This window comes from Pseudomonas sp. S5D5 (genome assembly GCF_003013355.1).
GTDB lineage: Bacteria > Pseudomonadota > Gammaproteobacteria > Pseudomonadales > Pseudomonadaceae > Aquipseudomonas > Aquipseudomonas aylmerensis.
The window spans coordinates 3,385,760-3,405,418 of sequence record NZ_PTEO01000001.1 but is presented as its reverse complement, the minus strand read 5'-3'; the positions used below and the strand labels follow the sequence as shown (position 1 = coordinate 3,405,418).

Below are 19,659 nucleotides of genomic sequence, written 5' to 3'. Positions count from 1 at the left end.
CAATCACAAGAGAGACCCGCATGAACCTTAAACGCATCTTTCCCGTCATGGCCTTGGCTGCGCTGATGTCCCAAGCCGTCGAAGCCCGCGAACTCAAGGCCCTGGGCATCAGCATGGGCTCGCTGGGCAACCCGTATTTCGTGACCCTGGCCGATGGCGCCAGCGCCCGGGCCAAGGAGCTGAACCCGAATGTGAAGGTCACTTCGGTGTCGGCCGACTATGACTTGAGCAAGCAGTTCTCGCAGATCGACAACTTCATCTCGTCCAAGGTCGACCTGATCCTCATCAATGCCGTCGACCCGTCGGCCATGGCCTCGGCGATCAAGAAAGCGCGGGATGCCGGCATCGTCGTGGTGGCGGTGGATGTGGACGCCAAGGGCGTCAACGCCACGGTGCAAACCGACAACGTCGAAGCCGGCAAACTGGCCTGCCAATACCTGGTGGACAAGCTCGCGGGCAAGGGCAACGTGATTATCCAGAACGGCCCGCAAGTGACCGCCGTGACCGACCGCGTCAAAGGCTGCAAGGCCGCGCTGGCCAAGGCCCCGGACATCAAGGTGCTGTCCGACGACCAGGACGGCAAAGGTTCACGCGAAGGCGGGCTGAACGCGATGCAGGGTTACCTGACGCGCTTCCCGAAGATCGACGGCCTGTTCGCGATCAACGACCCGCAAGCCATCGGCAGCGATCTGGCGGCCAAGCAGCTCAAGCGCAGCGGTATCATCATTACCTCGGTGGACGGCGCGCCGGATATCGAGAACGCGCTGAAGACCGACTCGCAGATCCAGGCCTCCGCCAGCCAGGACCCATGGGCCATGGCGCAGACGGCGGTGAATGTCGGCAATGACCTGCTCAACGACAAAGCCCCGGCCGAAGCGGTTACCCTGCTCACGCCAAAACTGATCACCCGTGACAACGTCGGCACGTACAGCGGCTGGTCGAGCAAACATTGATTCATTGAGAGGAACAGCGTCGTGGTCACCATGGATGACGTGGCAAGCAGGGCCGGGGTGTCGTCGTCGACCGTGTCCCACGTATTGAACGGCACACGCAAAGTCAGCCCGGCAACGGTGCAGGCGGTGCAGCGTGCGATCCAGGAGCTGGGGTATATCCCCAACACCCTGGCGCGCTCGCTGGCCCGTTCGAGTACCAGCACGATTGGCGTGGCGATTTCGGCGCTGTCCAACCATTACTTCAGCGAGACCGTGCACGCGATTGAAACCGAGTGTGCCCGGCACGGCTACATGATGCTGTTCGTCGACACCCATGATGACCCGGAGCAGGAGCTGCGGGTGGTCACGGCGCTGCATCACCGGCGCGTCGACGGGATTTTGCTGGCCCCGTCGACCGGCTCGTTGGCGCTCCACTACCTGCAGGCCAATGAGGTGCCGACCGTGCTGGTGGACCGAATGATGAGCCCGCAGTTTGACCAGGTCGGGGTCGAGAACACGTTGTCCACCCAGGCGCTGATCACGCATTTGATCGAACATGGGCACCGGCGCATCGGCTTCATCGCCGGGCGGGCGGGCCTGGGGACCACCGATGAACGCGTCGCCGGCTACCGTGCGGCGTTGCAGGCGGCGGGTGTGGATTTCGATCCGCAGCTGCTGGTCAACGGCGGCTCCAACAGTGAACCGGCCCGCGTGGCGACTGCGCAACTACTGGCCTTGCCGGTGCCGCCTACCGCAATCATGGCCGGCAATAACCTGATGACCCTCGGCGCCATGCACGCGCTGCGTGACGCGCAGGTCGAGGTGCCGGGGCAGATGGCCCTGGTGGGCTTCGATGATTTTGACTGGGCGGATTTTTTTGTGCCGCGCCTGACCCTGATCGCCCAGCCGGTCCAGGAGCTGGGGGCGCGCGCGGTGCACCGGCTGCTGCAACGCATGGCTTCACCCCAGGCACCACCGGAAACGGTGCGCCTGGCGCCGAGCCTGCAACTGCGTAATTCATGTGGCTGTCTCTGACTGGAATACCCGCGTATGAACACCCCTGTTTCCCTCGGCATCGACCTCGGCACCTCGGAACTCAAAGCCATCCTGATGGATGCAAGCGGCGCCGTGCTGGCCCATGCCGGGGTGCGTTTGAGCGTGTCGCGGCGCCACAGTGGCTGGTCCGAACAAGCCCCTGAAGACTGGTGGCAGGCGTGCCTGCAAGTGCTGGAGCAATTGCGCCGCCACCCAGCGTATGCCCGCGTGGCGTGTATCGGCCTGTCGGGGCAGATGCATGGCGCCGTGTTGCTGGGGGATGACGACCGCGTGTTGTACCCGGCGATCCTCTGGGATGACTCGCGCGCCGTGGCCGAGGCCGAACACCTCGGCATGGCGTTTGCCGACGCCACCGGCAGCTTGCCCATGGCCGGGCTCACCGCACCCAAATTGCTGTGGCTGCAACGGCACGAACCCGAGGTGTTCCAGGCGATTGATTGTGTGCTGTCGCCCAAGGACTACCTGCGCTTGCGCCTGACTGGCGAGCGCGTCAGCGAGATGTCAGACGCCGCCGGCACTCTGTGGCTGGAGGTGGCCAAGCGTGAGTGGTTCGAGCCGATGCTGCGCGCCACGGGCCTGACGCCCGCGCAGATGCCGCGGTTGATCGAAGGCGGCGCGCCGAGTGGTCGTCTGGTCGCCGCCGGCTTGGGCCTGGCGCCCGACGTGGTGATTGCCGGCGGTGGCGGTGACAACCCGGTGGCGGCCGTCGGTATCGGCGCGATCAATGCGGGGGATGGCTTCATCACCCTCGGCACCAGCGCGGCCATTGTCGCGATCACTGACCACGCCGCCGGCAACCCGGCGAGTGCGGTGCACAGCTTCTGTCACGCGCTGCCGAACCGCTGGTACACCATGGGCGCCATGCTCGCCGGTGCCAGTTGTTTGCGCTGGGTCACGCGGCTGGTGGGCCTGGCCGATGAACAGACACTGCTGGACCAGGTGCAGGCGCAGTTGCCGATCGGCCAACCGGTAACGCTGGATACGCCATTGTTTCTGCCGTACCTCGCCGGCGAGCGTACCCCGCATAACGATCCGTTGTTGCGCGGTGGTTTTATGAACCTTGGCCATGAGTGCACCCCGGCGATGCTCGGGTATGCGGTGATGGAAGGCGTCGGTTTCGGCCTGCTCGACGCGTTGCGCGCGGTGCAGTCGACCGGCGCCGACGTGACGTCCTGCGCCCTGGTGGGCGGCGGCGCCCGCAGCGTGTATTGGGCGCAGTTGCTGGCAAATATCCTCCAGCGGGAAATCTACACCCTGCACGGCAGCGAGCTGAGCGCCTGTATTGGTGCGGCGAAGCTGGGGTTCATGGCCATCGGGCAGGGCGCCCAGCTGGCGGTGGGCCTGCCAGTCAAGGCCCGGTATCAACCTGATCCGGCGCAGCAACTGGTGCTGCAGGCTCGCTATGCCAAGTTTAAGGGCTTGCTTGCGGCGGCGAGGGGTTTGCATGACTGAGGGGGGGGCGGGATTGATGGGGTGAGCAGGCTTTATAGCTTGCAGGTTTCTTGTGGTGAGCAGGCTTGCCCTGCGTTGGGGCGCGAAGCGGCCCCTGGTCCAAGCGCCCCGGGGTGTCTGGATAACCCTATGGGGCTGCTGCGCAGCCCAACGCAGGGCAAGCCTGCTCACCACATAGATCCTGCTCACCACAGGAAACCTGTTCACCGCATAAAAGGGCTGTTCACCAAATAAAGCCTGCTCACCCCATAAAAGGGCTGTTCGCCACATAAGCCCGCTCCCCCCATAAAGAGTGCTCCCCCCAACAAAGCTGTTCACCCCCAACACACTTTCTTTGCCCAGGGGCCAGGGTCACAGCCAAGCCGCATCCCACAACGGGTAATCGCCAACACGCTCGACCAGACCCGCCCGCAGTGGATTGGCAATGATGTAGCGAGCCATCTTGCGAAGGTCTTCCTCCACCCGAACCGCGCGGTCGTGGTAGCCACGCTGCCAGAACCTTTCCCGGCTGCGCCGCGCCCGGTTCACGCTCAATGTGCTGCGTGACTTGGTCTGGCGCATGACATCCGCCAGCGTCGCGTCGTTGAGGTCGAACAACCAATGGAAATGATCCGGCATGATCACCCATGCCCACGAATTGACCATGCCGCTGTCGTGGGCTCTTTTGAGTTCAGCGACCAGCAATCGGCCCAGGTGAAAGTCGCTGAACAAGGGGAAGCGTGGATGGACCACGGCGGTGACCAGGTAAGCGCGCCCGGTTTCCGAGTATCGGCCCCGGCGTAAAAGGTGAGAATTCGGCTGACGAAACAATCCGTTGCTCCTTGCAGGGATGAGAGACTTTCACGTTAGCAGCGGAGGTGGAGTACGCATGGGGAGATCCGTGTCGGCCTGTTTCATCGTGGCAAATGGTCTTGTTGTAGCAAGTTGATTTCAGGTGACGAGCAGGCTTCATGTGACAGACAGGGTTGTTGGGATGAGCAGGCCTTCTGTGGTGGGTAGGTTTCATGTGGTGAGCAGGCCTTTTGTGGTCAGCAGAACCTTGTGGTGAGCAAAAACTTTGTGGTGAGCAGGCTTGCCCTGCGTTGGGGCGCGAAGCGGCCCCTTGGCCAGACGATTGAGTCTTTCTGGAAATATGTGGTGACTGTATTGGGGCTGCTGCGCAGCCCAACGCAGGGCAAGCCTGCTCACCACAGAGAGCCTGCTCACCATGTAGGTCCCACTCTCCACAACAAGCCTGGTTGCTACAGAGAGTTTGTTCACCACAAAGAGCCTGCTCACCACAAAAGGCCTATGCCACATAGAGTTTGCTCACCCCAACAAACCTGCTAGCCACATAAAGTGTTGTAACCACAACAAACCTATTCAGCCAGCCAACTTGCGCAGCACACTGTCCAGTGAGGTGCTGCCCTTGAGCACCTGATCGTGCTCGAAGCAGATCCAGCCTTCGTTGAACCCATCGACCATGCGCATGCGCGGTGTTGGGTTTTGTGCGCCTTGGGCGCGCAGCAATGCTTCCCAGGTGTCGCGCTCGACCACTTCGGCGCGTACGTCACGGCCGAGGATCTGCGTCAGGCTGCGGGCGATGTCGTTGGGGCTGACCCATTGGCCTTCCAGTTCGACCACGCGGCGGCCAGCCCAGTCCTGCTGCAGCAACTGTGCCGCCAGGGCGCCGATGTCGGCGGTGGCGATCATCGGCACGGCCTTCTCCAGGGGTTGCAGGAAGCTGTGGATGACGCCGGTTTCCCGGGCGGCAATCACATCGTAAAGCGCATTCTCCATGAACCAGGCCGGGCGCAGGAAGGTCACCGGCAGGTCCAGGGCGCTCAGCGCCTGTTCCATCAGGGTGCGCTGGGTCAGCAGGTTGAGTTCGCTGGCCTGGGCGCCGATGGTGGACAGGCACAGCACTTTCTTCGGGGCCGCTGCCTGGAGTGCCTGGCTGACGGCGGCAATCACCGCGCGCGCTGCGGGGAAGTCCGGCAGCGGGTCGAAATCCGAAGGCGGTAGGATGAACACCCCCGTCGCGCCCCGGAAGGCCTCGGTCAGGGCCTGGGCATCTTCCATTCGCGCCAATGCTATCTCGCAGCCCAGGTCCGCCCAGTAGGTCGCCTTGCCCGCGTCACGCATCACTGCGCGTACCGGTTGGCCCGCTTTGATGAGGTGATGCGCGAGGGCGCCGCCGACTTTGCCTGTGATTCCGGTAATGACGTACATGAGCTTTATACCTGTGGTTCCAATGAGTGGAGCCCAGCATAAAGATCGGCCAATGTTGACAGAATAGCGATCCGGTCACTGCGTTGATGACGCCTGGTCACTAATCCTCAAGCGGCGGCAGCCGTCGCTTGACCGGGGTTTTCTTGACGATCGCGGTGTTGGTTTCGGCATACGCGTTCAGCCGGTCGAGGAGGGTGTCGAGGTGGTCCATGGTGCGCACGTGCAAGCGTGCGATAAAGCAGTCATCGCCGGTGACCTTGTCGCACTCGGTGAACTCGGGGATCGCCTGGATCTGGCGTTCCACCTCCTGCAATTTGCCCGGCAACGGGCGGATACGCACGATGGCTTGCAGCAGGTAACCGAAGTGTCTGGGGTCGATGTCGACGGTGTAGTGGGTGAGCACGCCGCGTTCCTCGAGGCGGCGCAGGCGTTCGCCGACACTCGGCGAGGACAACCCGGTGATGCCGGCCAAAGCCTTGAGGGACAGCCGCGAGTCGTCCATCAAGGCGGCGATCAGTTGCTGGTCGATGGTGTCGATCATGGGGTACGCCTAATTAGTAAAGGTGAATACGAGGTTTTGCCTTTTTTAGTCGCTGGAGCGGCTGCCAAGCAGATTGCCATAATTGAGCCTCATTTGAGGAGCCTCCATCGTGGACACATCTATCCGTCGCGGTTCGTGGGAAATGGTCGCCGCCATGCTGATCTCCGGCACCATCGGCTGGTTTGTATTGGTGTCGGGCGTGTCAGTGATCGAAGTGGTGTTCTGGCGCTGCGTGATCGGCGGGCTGGCCCTGCTGCTGGTGTGCGCGCTGCTGGGCTACCTGCGGCGCGACCTGCTCAGTTGGGCGAAACTCGGCCTGGCGATGCTCAGCGGCGTGGCCATCGTCGGTAACTGGTTGCTGTTGTTCGAGTCCTATTCCCACGCGTCGATCGCTATCAGCACGGCGGTGTACAACGTGCAGCCGTTCATGTTGGTGCTGTTGGCGGCGCTGTTTCTGGGTGAAAAGATCACCGTGCAGAAGCTGGCCTGGTTGAGCGTGGCGTTCCTGGGGATGCTGGCGATTGTCACGGCCCATGGCGAGCAAACGTCGGGTGGTGGCGACTATCTCGCCGGGATCGCCCTGGCCTTGGGCGCGGCCTTTTTGTATGCGATTGCCGCACTGATTATCAAGCGCTTGAAAGAAGTGCCGCCGCATTTGATGGCGTTGATTCAGGTCACCACCGGCGCGGTACTCCTGGCGCCGCTGGTGCCCTGGAACAGCCTGCCGGCATCGACCAACGCCTGGTCGGCCTTGATCACGCTCGGGGTGGTACATACCGGGTTGATGTATGTGCTGCTGTACGGCGCGATCCAGAAATTGCCCACGGCCATCACCGGCGCGTTGTCGTTCATCTACCCGATTGCGGCGATCCTGGTGGACTGGATCGCCTTCGGGCATCGCCTCGGCTGGCTGCAATGGTTGGGTGTGGCGGCGATTCTGCTGGCGGCGGCAGGGTTGCAGCGGGGCTGGTGGTGGCCCCGCTCCCGCAGCGTCAGTGCGTGCCCTGGTAGATGAGGTTTTCGGGGTCGAAATGCGCCACGCCACTGCCCGGTTGCGGCAGGCCGAGGATATGCCCCTTGATCTTGCCCACCACGTGCATCTCGCAGGGTTTGCAGTCGAACTTCAGGGTCAGCACTTCATCGCCATGGATCAGTTGCATCGGCGCAACCTTGGTTTTCACGCCCGTCACACCCTTGGCCTGTTTAGGGCACAGGTTGAACGAGAAACGCAGGCAGTGCTTGGTGATCATCACCGGCACTTCGCCGGTTTCTTCATGGGCTTCGAAGGCGGCATCGATCAACTTCACGCCGTGGCGATGATAGAAGTCGCGGGCCTTCTGGTTGTAGACGTTGGCCAAGAACGACAGGTGCGCTTCCGGGTACACCGGCGGCGGCGTGGTTTCGGCCTTGCGCCCGCCGCGCGGGTGTGCCGCGACGCGAGCAGCGGTCAGGGCCTCGATCACTTCGCGGCGCAACGCCTTGAGCTGCGAGTTGGGGATGAAGAATGCCTGCGGTGCATCCAGCGCGATGTTGGTCGCGTGGTATTCGGTGGTCCCGAGTTGGCCGAGCAGATCGCGCAGGGTGTCCAGCGCCTGTTCCGGCTTGTTGGCCACACCGAACGGGCCGGGCAGGGTGACGCTGGCGCTGATGCCTTCTTCGCTGGTCGCGGTGACGTGCAATTGCTCTTCACGCAGGCGCGCCACCCATGACAGGCCGATCCGGCGTTCAGCCGAGGTCTTGAGCAAGGCCTGCTGCCAGTTGTGGTCCAGGTTGCGGTTCAGCGGATGGTTCGGGCGCAGTTGATGCAGGCCGGCCGGCATTTCGTTCGGCTCGACCCGATAACGGTAGCGCTTCTCACCGTCTTCCTCGAACTCGCCCTTGGGCTCGGCGATGTTCGCGCGAAAACCCACCACTTCACGCTTGACCAGCACATTGAGGCCGTCGCCGTTGGACAGCGGCTCATGGGTCACCACCTGCAGGTCGCGCTTGCCGGCTTTTTCCACCACACCCACCGGCAGGCCGGTGAAGGTTGGGGTGTCGAAGGCGCCGATGTCGATCTTGCGGTCGCTGACAAAGTAATCGGTGCTGCCCCGGTGGAAGGTTTTTTCCGGGTCGGGCAGGAAGAAGTGCGCGGTACGGCCGCTGGAGGCGCGGGCCAGGTCCGGACGGTCTTCAAGAATCTCGTCGAGGCGCTGGCGGTAGTAGGCGGTGATGTTCTTCACATAGCCCATGTCCTTGTAGCGGCCTTCGATCTTGAACGAGCGCACGCCGGCCTCGACCAGGGCGCGCAGGTTGGCGCTCTGGTTGTTGTCTTTCATCGACAGCAGGTGCTTTTCAAAGGCCACGACGCGGCCCTGGTCATCTTTCAAGGTGTACGGCAGGCGGCAGGCCTGGGAGCAATCGCCACGGTTGGCGCTGCGGCCATTCTGCGCGTGGGAGATATTGCACTGCCCGGAGAACGCCACGCACAGGGCGCCGTGGATGAAGAACTCGATGGCGGCATCGGTTTCGTCGGCGATGGCGCGGATTTCCTGCAGGTTCAGCTCACGGGCCAATACCAGCTGCGAGAAACCGGCCTGGTCGAGAAACTTGGCGCGGCCCAGGGTGCGGATGTCGGTCTGGGTACTGGCGTGCAGCTCGATAGGCGGGATATCCAGCTCCATCACGCCCAGGTCCTGCACGATCAACGCGTCGACACCGGCGTCGTAGAGCTGATGGATCAGCTTGCGCGCAGGTTCGAGTTCGTTGTCATGCAAGATGGTGTTGATGGTGGTGAACACGCGCGCGTGGTAACGGCGGGCGAATTCCACCAGTTGAGCGATATCGCTCACCTCGTTGCAGGCGTTATGGCGGGCGCCGAAGCTCGGGCCACCAATGTAGATGGCGTCGGCGCCATGCAGGATAGCCTCGCGCGCGATGGCGACATCGCGGGCAGGGCTGAGCAATTCCAGGTGATGCTTGGGCAAGGACATAGTTTTTTTAGTCAGGCTTGTCACGGTTGAGGCGCGCATTGTAGCCGTGAAATGCCTGACCGGCATCACTTCAGGCTTGAGCGGCCATCGCGGTGACTTCCACACGCATGCCGTCGACCGCCAGGGCGGCGACGCCAACAGCCGCGCGCACGGGCCAGGGCTTGGCGAAGAAGCGTTTGTAGACTTCATTGAAGGCGGCGCGGTCGGCCATGTCGGTCAGATAAATGGTCAGGTGCATCACCCGGTCCATCGAGCTGCCGGCCTTTTCCAGGGCGACTTTCAAGGCTTGCAGGGTGCATTCGCTTTGCGCGGTGATATCGCCCAGTTCCAGGCTGCCGTCGGCGCGGGTCGGGATCTGGGTGGAGACCAGGATGCCGTTGAAGCCGATGACGTCGGAGGAAATCGAATCGGCATCCGGATCGGGAGTGTAGGACAGGTCGTGGTTGGCCATGGGCGCCTCTGGTTGGCAGTCAAGGAAAGGCGCCCATGGTCCCCGAAAATCACAACAGGGGCAAACCGGCGGGTCAGTGCCAGCGGCGGAACAGCACGCTGGCATTCACGCCGCCAAAGCCGAAGCCGTTGGACAGCGCGTATTCAATGGCCATCGGCCGTGCCTCACCGCGCAGCAGGTCCAGGCCCTCGGCGAGGGCGTCAGGGTTGTCCAGGTTGAGGGTCACCGGGGCGATCTGATCGCGCAGGGCGAGGACGGTGAAAATGGCTTCGATGCCGCCCGCAGCGCCCAGCAAGTGGCCGGTGGCGGATTTGGTCGAGCTGATCGCCGGGCTGCCCGTGGCGCCGAACACCGTCTTGATCGCGGCCAACTCGCCTTTGTCGCCCACGGGCGTCGAGGTGGCGTGGGCGTTCAGGTACTGCACCGCAGACGCCTCGATTCCGGCCTGGCGCAAAGCCTGGGTCATGGCCCGGCGTGCGCCGTCACCGTCTTCCGGGCCGGCCGTCATGTGATAGGCATCGGCACTGGTGCCGTAGCCCACCAGCTCGGCAATCGGCTGGGCGCCGCGTGCCAGGGCGTGTTCAAGTTCCTCGATGACCAGGATGCCGGCGCCTTCGCCCATCACGAAGCCGTCGCGCGCCTGGTCGAAGGGCCGCGAGGCACGCTCCGGGGTGTCGTTGAAGTCGCTGGACAGCGCCCGCGCCGCTGCAAACCCGGCGAGGCTGACCCGGTGGATCGCCGCTTCGGCGCCCCCGCACACGGCGACATCGACTTCACCGGCACGGATCATCCGCGCGGCGTCGCCAATCGCCTGCACGCCGGCCGCACAGGCGGTCACCGGTGCACCCAGCGGGCCTTTCAAACCGTAGTTGATCGACACATGCCCGGCGGCCATGTTGCTCAGGAACGACGGAATAGTGAACGGTGACAGACGCCGTGGGCCTTTGCTGTCAGTGGTGCGCACCGCATCGGCAATCGCCGGGAAACCGCCTACGCCCGAAGCAATGATGGTCGCGGTGCGTTCCTGTTCTTCCGGGGTTTTCGGTGCCCAGCCGGCTTGCTTCAACGCCTCGTCGGCCGCCGCCAGGGCGAACAGGATAAAGCGGTCCATCTTGCGCTGTTCCTTGGCCGCCAACAGCCGATCAGGATCAAAACCCGCCTCGGCATCCTGCTGCGCACTCTGGACTTGGCCGCCGATGCTGACCGCCAGGTCGCCAATCAATTCTTCAGGCAGGCGACGGATGCCCGACTGGCCTTTCAACAGGCGCTGCCAGGTCGCTTCCACGCTGGCGCCCAGCGGCGTCAGGGCGCCCATGCCCGTCACAACGATACGTTTACTCATGATCAATCGACTCCGGTTGTGTTGAGGGTACAGACCCTATGGACGTCACTATCATGATGAAAGTAACATGGCGTCACACAACTTTATAGCGACTCACAGGAACCCCTATGCAACGCAAGTCCCTGACCCGCGACGAATGCCCCATCGCCCGCAGCCTCGACCGGGTAGGGGAGTGGTGGAGCATCCTGATCATGCGCGACGCGCTGCAAGGCCTGCGTCGTTTCGATGAGTTTTCGCGCAGCCTCGGCATCGCGCCGAACATGCTCACGCGCCGCCTCACCGCCCTGGTGGACGCCGGGATGCTCGAGCGCAAGGCCTACAGCGAACGGCCGCCGCGCTACGAATACGTACCGACGGCCAGGGGCGAGGATTTTCGTATGGTGCTGATGTCGCTGGTGGCGTGGGGCAACCGGCACTACGCCGAGGAAGGCGCCAGTGTGCAGGTGGTGGAGCGCGGGACAGGGCGGTTGGTGCAGCCGATGATGGCTGATGCCGATGGGCAGGTGGTGCCCATGGATGCCTGCACGTTGCAGGCCGGTCCAGCCGCCAGCGCGGGGATGCGCGAGCGGCTGGAGTCATTCGGGCAGTGATTACAGCAGGGTGAACGGGTAGTCGACGATCAATCGCAACTCGTTCAAATCGCCGTCGCGCTGGTCGGCGTTCGACGCCACGATCGCATCGCGCACGCGCAGCGACAGGTTTTTTGCCGGGCCGCTCTGGATCACGTATTTGGCCTCAAGGTCAGTCTCGTGGTGAGCGCCATCGGCACCATAGTCGCCGGCATACGCGCTGTTGACCGGCGTATGGGTGCCGTTGATGTCCGAGCCATTGATGTAACGGCCCATGAAGCTCAGGCCCGGCACACCATAGCTGGCCATGTTCAAGTCATAGCGGATCCCCCAGGACTGTTCGCCCGGGCCGTTGAAGTCGCCCCATTGCACCGAGTTGGCCAGGTACACCGAGTCGCCGCCTTCACCCGCGCCGTTGTTGCCGGTGCCGATGTAGTCAAAGGGCGTGTCGCCGTGCACTTTCTGGAACGACAGCGTCAGCGTGTGGGCCTGCAGGAATGAATACGCCGCCGCGACCGAATACGTGGTGTTGTTGATCGCGCCGGCCTTGGCGCTGCCGGTGTCGAGGGTGCGATACAGGTTGCCGTCCAGGGCCAGCGACTGGTCATGGCCCAGCGGGATGACGTAGTTGAGGTTGGTGTAGTACTGACGCCAGATATCTTCCAGTTCGCTGGCGTACAGCGTCGCGCTCAGGGACGGGGTGAAGGCGTATTTGCCGCCGACAAAACTCGCGCTGTTGGCCGGCACGTTGGCGTAGGTGGCGTAGATATCGTGGTCATGGTCGCTGGTCATGCCGCTGTTGGTACTGGTGAAGTGCCCGGCTTCCAGGTCCAGCCCGGCGATCTCGCTGCTGGTCAGGTCAAAGCCGGTGGCGGTCTGGGGCAGCAGGCGAGTACCGCCGGTGGCGAACACCGGTGCAGTGGGCTGCATGTCACCGAACTTGAGTTGGGTCTTGGAGATTTTGATCTTCACCGCGGCACCGACGGAGCCGTAGGCATCTTCGGGATCGCCATGCCGGTCGGTCGGCAGGTTGCCGGTGCCGGCGTCCGCATGGGTAGCGTCGAGTTTCAGCCCGCCGTAGGCGTAGGCATCCACGCCGAAACCGATGGTGCCCTGGGTAAAGCCCGAGGCGTAATTGAGCATCGCGCCCTGGGTCCAGTCACGGTTGTCGGCCCTGCCGCCTTCGCGGTTGCGGTCAAAGTAATAGTTGCGCAACAGCCCGGTGACACTGCTGCCCTCGATAAACCCTTTGGAATCGGCCTGGTCGGAGACGGCGTCGGCTTGCGCGAATTGGCTGATACTGGCGCACACCGCCAGCGCTAACAGGCTGCACTGTTTGATCATGTTGTGACTTCCCCGGAATAATTAACGCGCACAGAAACATCGCACTGACTGGATGGCGCATAAAAGCGTATTGGCAGATGTTTTTCAGGTGAGGCGTTACGATTCTTATTGTGTTCGGCGAGTTTGCCGAGGTTGATTCTAAGCACAGTTCACGCGGCCTGCAGCCAGGCGCTGGATTAAACTCGATTAATTAAACTTCACACTATTTAATCAAGCAGGGGTGTAGCGTGGGACCTGTCTTAGCCGCTCTGCTTCGACAAAAACCTTTGGTTGCCGCCGCAGATACTGCGGCGGATTTTTTATGCGTGGTCAAATAACTTATATAACGCGGCACTTAACCAATGGCTATTTAAACACCGCGTGGCTCAATTGGAATTCAACGCGTATACAGCGCACTCATCGACCTGAACCCCTTGAACTCGATAGGGTTGCCAAACGGATCGAGGAAAAACATCGTCCACTGCTCGCCGGGCTCACCGGCAAAGCGTACTTGCGGTTGCAACACAAAGTCGGTGCCGGCTTGGGTCAGGCGCCCGGCGGTGGCTTGCCAGTCTTCCAGGGCCATGGCCAGGCCGAAGTGCGGCATCGGCACCAGGTGCTTGCCGACATGCCCGGTGTTTTCGGTCTTGAACGGTGTGCCCAAGTGCAATGACAGCTGGTGCCCGAAAAAATCGTAATCGACCCACGTCTCGGTGCTGCGGCCTTCCTCGCAACCGAGCACGCCGCCGTAAAAGGCCCTGGCGCGGTCCAGGTCGGTGACATTGAAGGCAAAGTGAAAAACGGTCTGCATAGCTAAACCTCACGACAGGGCACGGTGGTACTTCAAGGAATAAGCCAGCACGTTTGATTATTGGACAGCAAAAGTCCAGCCGGACGATGCTTGAGGACTATTTCCTGGGAGTGCTTCATGACTGCACAACGCCAACTCAAGCTGGGCGCGTTCATGCGTCCGGCCAGTATCCACACCGGCGCCTGGCGCTATCCCGGCGCTTTTCGTGACGCCAATTTCAATTTCGCGCACCTCAAGCGCTTTGCGCAAACCCTTGAGCGCGGTCGGTTCGACGCCTTCTTCATGGCCGACCACCTGGCCTTGCTGAACATGCCCACCGAGGCACTCAAGCGCAGCCATACCGCGACCTCGTTCGAGCCGTTCACGCTGTTGTCGGCCTTGAGCCAGGCGACAGAGCACATCGGGCTGGTGGCCACCGCGTCCACCACCTATGACGAACCCTTCCACATTGCCCGGCGCTTTGCCTCCCTGGACCACCTGAGCAATGGCCGCGCCGGCTGGAATATCGTCACCACCGCCAACCCGGATGCCGCGCTGAATTTCGGCCTGGACGAGGCCTACTCGCACGATCAGCGTTACGCCCGTGCCCGCGAGTTCTACGACGTGGTCACCGGGCTGTGGGACAGTTGGGCCGACGATGCGTTTATTCGCGATGCCGACAGCGGCGTGTTCTTCGACCCCGACAAGCTGCACACCCTCGATCACAAGGGGCGCTACCTGAACGTGCGCGGCCCGCTGCACATTGCCCGCCCGGTACAGGGCTGGCCGGTGATCGTGCAAGCCGGTTCCTCCGAGCCTGGGCGGCAACTGGCGGCAGAAACCGCCGAAGTGATCTTCGTCGCGCCGGGCAACCTGGAGGAGGGCAAAGCCTTCTATGCCGATATCAAGCGGCGCATGCGCCTGATCCAGCGCAACCCCGACCACCTGAAGATCCTGCCTGGCGCCTTTGTGGTGGTGGGCGACACCCTTGAAGACGCACGCCGCATTCGTGCGCACCTCGACAGCCTGGTGCATGAGCAGAGCGCAATTGCCTCGCTGTCGGTTGCGCTGGGTACGGACGCGTCCAAATTCGACCCGGACGGCTACCTGCCGGCAATTCCCGAAACCAACGGCAGCCAGAGCTCGCGCGAACGTGTGCTGGCCCTGGCCGACCGCGAACAACTGACCGTGCGTCAATTGGCCCAGCGCCTTGGCGGGTATGCCGGCCTGTCGTTCGTGGGCACCGCCCAGAGTATTGCTGACGAGATGCAGCAATGGCTGGAGGAGGAGGGCAGTGACGGCTTCAACGTGATGTTCCCGTGGCTGCCGGGCGGGCTCGATGATTTTGTCGACCACGTCGTGCCTGAGTTGCAGGCGCGGGGGATTTTTCGGCGCGAGTATGAAGGGGCGACCTTGCGCGAGAACCTGGGATTGCCACGGCCGGGCAACCGGTTCTTCAGCTGAAGCGGGGTGTGGAGGAGGGGGTGACCCCCTCGTTCCGCCCGGGTATTACTCTTTGACGTCCATGAACTCTTGCGCCCAGGCCACGTAGTTTTCCGGCAACGTGTAGGTGTGCGTCAGTTCGGTGGCACTGAGGTTGGAGGTGCTGTGGGTCAACTGGCGCTGTGCGCGCAGGCTGTCGTAGGTGGCCTTGATTGCAGCAAAGTAGGCGCCGTGACCCGCCACGACCACGCGTACACCGAGGCTTGCCAGGCGTTGGCTGTCATTGAGCTTGGGGTTGCCGTAAGTCACCAACATCAACGGCACGGTGAGGTTTTCGGCGATTTTCTCCAGGTGCTCGAAGTCGCTGACACCGACCATGCAGATCCCGTCCGCACCGGCCTTTTGATAGGCCAGGGTCCGCTCGATCACGGCTTCGGTGGGCAAGACGCCGGCGTTGGTGCGGGCGATGATCGCCAACTCCGGATCGACGCGTGCTTCCAGGGCTGCCCTGACTTTGCCGATGCCTTCCTCGATGGAGATCAGGTCGGTGGATTTGCGCCCGAATTGCGCGGGCAGCAACGTGTCTTCGATGGTGAGCGCGGCGACACCGGCACGTTCGAGTTCTTCGACGGTGCGCATGACGTTCAGGGCATTGCCGTAGCCGTGGTCGGCGTCAGCAATAAACGGCAACTGGGCGACGCGGCCGATGCGGGTGGCCTGTTCGACGAACTCACTCAGCGTGATCAAGGCAAAATCGGGGGCGGCGAGTACCTGCAACGAGGCGACGGAGCCCCCCAGGATACCTACCTCAAAACCCAGGTCGGCGGCGATACGCGCCGACATCGGGTCGAATACAGACGCGGTTTCAACGCACGTAGGCGTTGCAAGCAATTCACGGAAATTACGACGCAGGGCTGAGTGTGACTTTCTTGGCATGATCTTTCCTGGTTGGGGCCATTGTCGACAAACGATCAATGCCTATTGGTAGGGATGTGAGATTACCATGTAGGAAAACGTAGGATTATGACGTTTGAGAATGGGCTATGCCTCTAGCACATAGGTTAGCCTGTGTTTTTTCCTGCCAGCAACTGCGCCGTTGCCGTCGACTTCAGGTTTTTGCGCTGCCAGAATGCTGCCTTCTCCTTCAGGCCGACTTTGCCTACATGCCTAGCCCGGACATTATCAACGCCGAAGCCGTCGCCCTGCATGCCGGGGTTTCACGCTCTGCCGTCTCCCGTACCTTCACGCCGGGCGCCAGCGTGTCGCCACGCATGCGCGAACGGGTGATGAAGTCTGCCGAGGCGCTGGGTTACCAGGTCAACCTGATTGCCAGGACCATGAACAAGGGCAGCAGCAATTTTGTCGGCATCATCACCGCCGGGTTTGAAAACCCGTTCCTCGCGAGCCTGCTGGGGCCCTTGACTCACCATTTGAGCCTGCAAGGCTTGATGCCGCTGCTGATGAACGCCAATGACCCGGAACAACTCGAACGCTCGATGCAGGAGTTGCTGAGCTATCAAGTGGCCGGGGTGATCCTCACCTCGGCGGCAGCTTCGAGCGAGCAGGTGGAGCGCTACCTGAATCGGCAAGTGCCGTTGACCATGATCAATTGCGATGCGCACCTGCAGGGTGCCAACCTAGTGGTCAGCGACCATGTCCAAGGGGGCCGGTTGGCGGCGCGCGAATTGCTGCGCAGCGGCGCGACGCGCCTGGCCTTCGTCGGCCAGAGCGAGGGCAATTACAGCTCACGACAACGCTTGCAGGGATTTCGCCAGGTCGTCGCCGAGGCCGGCCTGGCGCCCTTGGCCGAACATTACGAGGGCGTCGGGGGTTACGCCGCAGGCGTGGACGCCGCGCTGGCCCTGTTTGCACAGCCGACGTGCCCCGACGGGATTTTTTGCGCCACCGATCTGCTGGCCCTGGGGGTGATGGACGCCCTGCGATTCAAGCTGGGCCTGCAGGTTGCCCGGGATGTGGCGGTGGTCGGTTTTGACGATATTCCCCAGGCGGGCCACGATGCCTACGCCCTGACCACCGTCCGCCAGGACCCTGAGGCCTTGGCCCGGCACGCAGTGGCCGCCACGCTCAACGCGGCCGTGGAGCAGCCTTTCGTGGTGCCGGTGCAGTTGATTCAACGGCGCAGCACGTTGGAATAAATAGTTTAAAAATGTGTTGAAACGAATATTTTTTTCGTGCCTTATAAAGCGGTTCAGTGTGAATGGCGGCAGGTCCGCCATTTTTTTGCACTTGCGTTGCACACGTGTGCAAAACGCTGAAATTCACACATCCAACAAGGGGGTAGCCCATGCAAAGTAGCCAACAGCGCTGCACACCGCTGAGTCCTGAAGACCTGCAACAGCGTTATGCCTGTGCGCAGGAGCTGGCCATGCAAGCCGCGCGGCGCGCACTCGAGCCTTACCGGCAGCGCGACACACTGGTCGTCAGCCACAAGGGCGACCAGCTTCAGGACTTGGTGAGCATCGTCGACCAGGACACCGAGGCCTACATCAAACAACGCTTGGCCGAGCGGTTTCCGCAGGATGGGTTTCTGGGGGAAGAGACAGGCGGCGCGACCCTTGATGCGCAGTGCATCTGGGTGGTCGATCCCATCGATGGCACCAGCTGTTTCGTCAACGGCCTGCACAGTTGGTGCGTGTCCATCGGCCTGATGGTCGACGGCGAACCGTGGTTGGGCGCCGTGGCGGACGCGGTGCACGACGAGTTGTTCCATGCCTGCAACGGCCAAGGTGCCTGGCTCAATCAGCAGCGGCTGAGCGTGCACACGGCGCCCGACATTGTTCATGGCGTGATGGGCGTAGGCACCTCCCATCGGCGCGGCAAGCAACATTTCATTCCCTTTATCGCGCAGTTGCTGGAGGAGGGCGGTACCTTCATTCGCAATGGCTCGGGCGCGCTGATGGTGGCCTACGTCGCCGCAGGCCGGCTGATCGGTTACTACGAAACCCACATCAACAGCTGGGACTGCCTCGCCGGGCTGGTACTGGTGAAGGAGGCGGGCGGCGTGAGCAATGACTTTCTGCGCAACCACGGCCTGACCGAGGGCAATCCCTTGCTGGTGGCCAACCCGCAGGTCTACGCCCAAGTCGCCTCGATGCTTGGGAATGCCCTGGACGCCTGATCGCAGCAGCACCTTTTAAAGCACGTACAGCACAATAAAAACAGGAACTGTCGGCTATGAAATCTCTATTGAGCTTGCTCAAGGCTGCACCAGCGCGCGCGCTGGAGCCCGAAATCGACCCCAAACTCTTCAGGCGCATCCGCCTGCAAACCTTGCTGTCGATGTCACTCAGTTATGCATTGTTTTATGTCTGCAGGTTGTCGTTCAACGTGGTCAAGCCCGCGCTGGTGTCCCAGGACATTCTCAGCCCCAGCGAATTGGGGATGATCGGCTCGGCGCTGTTCTTCACCTATGCCATCGGTAAATTGGTCAACGGCTTTCTCGCCGACCATGCCAATGTGCGCCGTTTCATGATGCTTGGCCTGGCCCTGAGTGCACTGGTGAACGCCTGCATGGGCTTGACCACCAACGCGGTGATCCTGACCCTGGCCTGGGGCATCAATGGCTGGGCGCAGTCGATGGGCGTCGGGCCATGCGTGGTGTCCCTGGCGCGCTGGTATGGCGACCGGGAGCGGGGTACCTATTACGGCTTCTGGTCGATTGCGCACAACCTCGGCGAAGCGCTGACGTATGTCGCTGTCGCCGCGGTCGTGGTCACGTGGGGCTGGCAGTATGGCTACTGGCTGGCGACCGCCATGGGCTTGCTCGGCATCGTGCTGGTGTTTGCGTTCATGGCCGACTCGCCGGAAAGCGAAGGCTTTGCACCGGTCAATTCCAAGCCCGCACTGGAAATCAAAGGCACCGTCACCAGTGTTGCCGCAATTCAATGGTTATTGCTCAAGAGCCCGGCGCTCTGGCTGCTGGCACTCGCTTCGTGCCTGATGTATGTCGGTCGCTATGCGGTCAACTCCTGGGGCGTGTTCTTCCTGGAAAACGCCAAGCACTACGACACCCTGACCGCGTCCACGCTGATTTCCGTGGCGAGCATCTGCGGGATTGCCGGTACGGGCTTGAGCGGGCTGATCTCCGATCGCTTTTTCGCCGGCCGCCGCCATGGCCTGGCGGTGGTCTTCGGCGTCATGAACGCAGGGGGCCTGGCGTTGTTTCTGTATGGCCCGGCCGGGCATTACTGGATGGACGTGCTGTCGATGGTGATATTCGGCAGTTCGCTGGGGGCATTGCTGTGCTTCCTCGGCGGCCTGATGGCCGTTGATATCGCCGGCAAGGCGGCGGCTGGCGCGGCATTGGGCATGATCGGGATCGTCAGCTACATCGGCGCGGCAGCCGGCGAGATGCTCACCGGCGTTATCATCCAGCGTGGCACCACGCTGTCGGCCACCGGCCTCAAACTCTACGACTTCAACACCCTCTCGCAACTGTGGGTCGGCGCGGCCATCGGCTCGGTGCTGCTGACCTGCCTGTTGTCCTGGGTGGCACGGCGTCCACGACGCCCCTCGTCACTGGCGGCGCTGCCTGCCAACACCTGACCTTTTCTGTG

Annotated in this window: 18 protein-coding genes; 9 read left to right on the top strand and 9 right to left on the bottom strand. The window is 62.4% G+C overall.

Annotated features, from left to right (window positions below; translation table 11 throughout):
* Window positions 1-20: 20 nt before the first annotated feature.
* The 3 genes from C9990_RS15820 to xylB are packed head-to-tail and all read left to right on the top strand — an operon-like array spanning window position 21 to window position 3,440.
* Window positions 21-953: an ABC transporter substrate-binding protein gene (locus C9990_RS15820; RefSeq protein ID WP_065905204.1), complete on the top strand. Its 933-nt coding sequence runs from the start codon at window positions 21-23 to the stop codon at window positions 951-953.
* A 21-nt stretch (window positions 954-974) separates the two neighbouring features.
* Window positions 975-1,967, top strand: a complete 993-nt coding sequence (locus tag C9990_RS15815; RefSeq protein WP_065905206.1) for a LacI family DNA-binding transcriptional regulator — start codon at window positions 975-977, stop codon at window positions 1,965-1,967.
* Window positions 1,968-1,982: 15 nt separating this feature from the next.
* The gene (gene xylB / locus C9990_RS15810) at window positions 1,983-3,440 is read left to right on the top strand and encodes a xylulokinase (RefSeq protein WP_106803885.1); all 1,458 of its coding nucleotides are present in this window, start codon (window positions 1,983-1,985) and stop codon (window positions 3,438-3,440) included.
* A gap of 351 nt (window positions 3,441-3,791) precedes the next feature.
* Here the strand turns inward: xylB and C9990_RS15805 are convergent, their stop codons facing one another.
* The 3 genes from C9990_RS15805 to C9990_RS15795 form a co-directional block, all read right to left on the bottom strand.
* On the bottom strand, window positions 3,792-4,250 hold the full coding sequence (locus C9990_RS15805) for a transposase (RefSeq protein ID WP_106803884.1): 459 nt from the start codon (window positions 4,248-4,250) through the stop codon (window positions 3,792-3,794).
* A gap of 552 nt (window positions 4,251-4,802) precedes the next feature.
* The gene (locus C9990_RS15800) at window positions 4,803-5,651 is read right to left on the bottom strand and encodes an NmrA family NAD(P)-binding protein (RefSeq protein WP_106803883.1); all 849 of its coding nucleotides are present in this window, start codon (window positions 5,649-5,651) and stop codon (window positions 4,803-4,805) included.
* 100 nt (window positions 5,652-5,751) lie between these two features.
* Window positions 5,752-6,192: an Lrp/AsnC family transcriptional regulator gene (locus C9990_RS15795; RefSeq protein WP_106803882.1), complete on the bottom strand. Its 441-nt coding sequence runs from the start codon at window positions 6,190-6,192 to the stop codon at window positions 5,752-5,754.
* Window positions 6,193-6,301: 109 nt separating this feature from the next.
* On the opposite strand from C9990_RS15795, the gene C9990_RS15790 reads away from it, so the two are divergent.
* Window positions 6,302-7,207: a DMT family transporter gene (locus C9990_RS15790; RefSeq protein WP_106803881.1), complete on the top strand. Its 906-nt coding sequence runs from the start codon at window positions 6,302-6,304 to the stop codon at window positions 7,205-7,207.
* On the opposite strand, the gene C9990_RS15785 is transcribed toward C9990_RS15790, so the two are convergent.
* From C9990_RS15785 to fabF, 3 genes are all read right to left on the bottom strand, one after another.
* A complete protein-coding gene (locus tag C9990_RS15785; protein ID WP_106803880.1) occupies window positions 7,185-9,164 on the bottom strand; it encodes a U32 family peptidase in 1,980 nt (659 codons plus the stop codon). The genes C9990_RS15790 and C9990_RS15785 overlap by 23 nt on opposite strands.
* Before the next feature lie 70 nt (window positions 9,165-9,234).
* On the bottom strand, window positions 9,235-9,615 hold the full coding sequence (locus C9990_RS15780) for a RidA family protein (protein ID WP_065905223.1): 381 nt from the start codon (window positions 9,613-9,615) through the stop codon (window positions 9,235-9,237).
* A 73-nt stretch (window positions 9,616-9,688) separates the two neighbouring features.
* Window positions 9,689-10,957, bottom strand: a complete 1,269-nt coding sequence (gene fabF, locus C9990_RS15775; protein ID WP_106803879.1) for a beta-ketoacyl-ACP synthase II — start codon at window positions 10,955-10,957, stop codon at window positions 9,689-9,691.
* 107 nt (window positions 10,958-11,064) lie between these two features.
* On the opposite strand from fabF, the gene C9990_RS15770 reads away from it, so the two are divergent.
* Complete coding sequence (locus C9990_RS15770; RefSeq protein WP_106803878.1) at window positions 11,065-11,547, top strand: helix-turn-helix domain-containing protein; 483 nt, start codon at window positions 11,065-11,067, stop codon at window positions 11,545-11,547.
* Here the strand turns inward: C9990_RS15770 and C9990_RS15765 are convergent, their stop codons facing one another.
* Entirely contained in the window at window positions 11,548-12,870 is a 1,323-nt protein-coding gene (locus tag C9990_RS15765) for an OprD family porin (protein ID WP_065905229.1), read from the bottom strand.
* 376 nt (window positions 12,871-13,246) lie between these two features.
* Window positions 13,247-13,660, bottom strand: a complete 414-nt coding sequence (locus C9990_RS15760; RefSeq protein WP_106803877.1) for a VOC family protein — start codon at window positions 13,658-13,660, stop codon at window positions 13,247-13,249.
* 117 nt (window positions 13,661-13,777) lie between these two features.
* Between C9990_RS15760 and C9990_RS15755 the strand changes: the two genes are divergently transcribed.
* Entirely contained in the window at window positions 13,778-15,103 is a 1,326-nt protein-coding gene (locus C9990_RS15755; RefSeq protein WP_106803876.1) for an LLM class flavin-dependent oxidoreductase, read from the top strand.
* Between the two features lie 45 nt (window positions 15,104-15,148).
* On the opposite strand, the gene C9990_RS15750 is transcribed toward C9990_RS15755, so the two are convergent.
* Window positions 15,149-16,018, bottom strand: a complete 870-nt coding sequence (locus C9990_RS15750; RefSeq protein WP_065905235.1) for an oxaloacetate decarboxylase — start codon at window positions 16,016-16,018, stop codon at window positions 15,149-15,151.
* A gap of 227 nt (window positions 16,019-16,245) precedes the next feature.
* On the opposite strand from C9990_RS15750, the gene C9990_RS15745 reads away from it, so the two are divergent.
* The 3 genes from C9990_RS15745 (at window position 16,246) to C9990_RS15735 (ending at window position 19,648) form a co-directional block, all read left to right on the top strand.
* Complete coding sequence (locus C9990_RS15745; RefSeq protein WP_106803875.1) at window positions 16,246-17,238, top strand: LacI family DNA-binding transcriptional regulator; 993 nt, start codon at window positions 16,246-16,248, stop codon at window positions 17,236-17,238.
* A 149-nt stretch (window positions 17,239-17,387) separates the two neighbouring features.
* Window positions 17,388-18,221: an inositol monophosphatase gene (locus tag C9990_RS15740; protein ID WP_106803874.1), complete on the top strand. Its 834-nt coding sequence runs from the start codon at window positions 17,388-17,390 to the stop codon at window positions 18,219-18,221.
* A gap of 56 nt (window positions 18,222-18,277) precedes the next feature.
* The gene (locus C9990_RS15735) at window positions 18,278-19,648 is read left to right on the top strand and encodes an MFS transporter (RefSeq protein ID WP_106803873.1); all 1,371 of its coding nucleotides are present in this window, start codon (window positions 18,278-18,280) and stop codon (window positions 19,646-19,648) included.
* Window positions 19,649-19,659 lie beyond the last annotated feature (11 nt).

Bases quoted from the DNA above. Each gene is read 5' to 3' on its own strand.
- C9990_RS15820 (WP_065905204.1), top strand. From the start codon at position 21: ATGAACCTTAAACGCATCTTTCCCGTCATGGCCTTGGCTGCGCTGATG.
- xylB (WP_106803885.1), top strand. From the start codon at position 1,983: ATGAACACCCCTGTTTCCCTCGGCATCGACCTCGGCACCTCGGAACTC.
- C9990_RS15800 (WP_106803883.1), bottom strand. From the start codon at position 5,651: ATGTACGTCATTACCGGAATCACAGGCAAAGTCGGCGGCGCCCTCGCG.
- C9990_RS15795 (WP_106803882.1), bottom strand. From the start codon at position 6,192: ATGATCGACACCATCGACCAGCAACTGATCGCCGCCTTGATGGACGAC.
- C9990_RS15785 (WP_106803880.1), bottom strand. From the start codon at position 9,164: ATGTCCTTGCCCAAGCATCACCTGGAATTGCTCAGCCCTGCCCGCGAT.
- C9990_RS15780 (WP_065905223.1), bottom strand. From the start codon at position 9,615: ATGGCCAACCACGACCTGTCCTACACTCCCGATCCGGATGCCGATTCG.
- fabF (WP_106803879.1), bottom strand. From the start codon at position 10,957: ATGAGTAAACGTATCGTTGTGACGGGCATGGGCGCCCTGACGCCGCTG.
- C9990_RS15770 (WP_106803878.1), top strand. From the start codon at position 11,065: ATGCAACGCAAGTCCCTGACCCGCGACGAATGCCCCATCGCCCGCAGC.
- C9990_RS15765 (WP_065905229.1), bottom strand. From the start codon at position 12,870: ATGATCAAACAGTGCAGCCTGTTAGCGCTGGCGGTGTGCGCCAGTATC.
- C9990_RS15760 (WP_106803877.1), bottom strand. From the start codon at position 13,660: ATGCAGACCGTTTTTCACTTTGCCTTCAATGTCACCGACCTGGACCGC.
- C9990_RS15755 (WP_106803876.1), top strand. From the start codon at position 13,778: ATGACTGCACAACGCCAACTCAAGCTGGGCGCGTTCATGCGTCCGGCC.
- C9990_RS15750 (WP_065905235.1), bottom strand. From the start codon at position 16,018: ATGCCAAGAAAGTCACACTCAGCCCTGCGTCGTAATTTCCGTGAATTG.
- C9990_RS15745 (WP_106803875.1), top strand. From the start codon at position 16,246: ATGCCTAGCCCGGACATTATCAACGCCGAAGCCGTCGCCCTGCATGCC.
- C9990_RS15740 (WP_106803874.1), top strand. From the start codon at position 17,388: ATGCAAAGTAGCCAACAGCGCTGCACACCGCTGAGTCCTGAAGACCTG.
- C9990_RS15735 (WP_106803873.1), top strand. From the start codon at position 18,278: ATGAAATCTCTATTGAGCTTGCTCAAGGCTGCACCAGCGCGCGCGCTG.